Raw genomic sequence first — 847 nt, 5'->3', positions numbered from 1 at the left:
AGCTAACTTCAAGTTTTTCTTTGCTTCTTTCGCTTTCTTCAAATCGAGCATACAAAGTGGTATCAACTACTACTCCTACTGAGTCTGCCAATTGTAATCTAATTTGGGTACTGTCATTGACTAAATCAGTATGGTAAAACCTCAAGTTATTTTCCTTTAATCTGAAGTATAACTTTGAGTTTTTATCCTCATGGGTAAACCTCATAATTGGCCAGTTCTTTACTTAGGATGATATCGAAATTACTTCCTGAATTGGAAGACCTGTTGATTTTTAATGGACTCAAATCTAGCCCTATTAATGTTAATTTGTAGGTCTTCTAAGTTTTTGTTTACTTCTATTGGTTCAGAAATGAATCCATAAGGTTCACTTCGGTATTCAGTTTTTAAAGAATTATTGTCATCATACCAGGCATATGCCCTAAAGGTTCCAGCCTTTATATTTGTTATCTCAAATTTACCTGCTGTATCTACCTGTGCTATATAATAAGGTGCTGAACTGAATAGGTCTAATGTGTCTTGGTCTATGTATAAACCTACCAATAAGTCTTCATAATCCTCTTTGGCTTTGGGAAACCAATAATCTACTTTACCAGATACTGTAAGACTATCTATGGTTGAACCTGTAGAAAACACAAGTTTTAATCTTTCTGCTGGATTACTTTCTGCAATGTCCTGAATGCTTTTTTGAAAGTTAAAGACATAAGTTGTGCTATCTTCTAGCTCCTGGTTTAGGGTTATTAGCACCCTATTTTTAACGGCTAAAAATTCTACTTTATCTTTTTCTACTTTTGGAGTAATTATAATAGATTGGGAAGGAGTTTCAAGTTTCACATATTCATCAAATTCC

Annotated in this window: 1 protein-coding gene; it reads right to left on the bottom strand. The window is 33.5% G+C overall.

The genetic code is table 11. From position 1 onward, the window contains the following. Nucleotides 1-240 precede the first annotated feature (240 nt). Nucleotides 241-847 (bottom strand): Ig-like domain-containing domain (locus ADIWIN_RS16950; RefSeq protein ID WP_200859828.1); only part of this gene is annotated, 607 nt, incomplete at its 5' end.

This window comes from Winogradskyella psychrotolerans RS-3 (assembly GCF_000427335.1).
In the GTDB taxonomy this organism is placed as follows: Bacteria; Bacteroidota; Bacteroidia; order Flavobacteriales; family Flavobacteriaceae; genus Winogradskyella; species Winogradskyella psychrotolerans.
The sequence above is the reverse complement of the archived record's forward strand: the minus strand, read 5'-3'. Positions and strand labels throughout refer to the sequence as shown.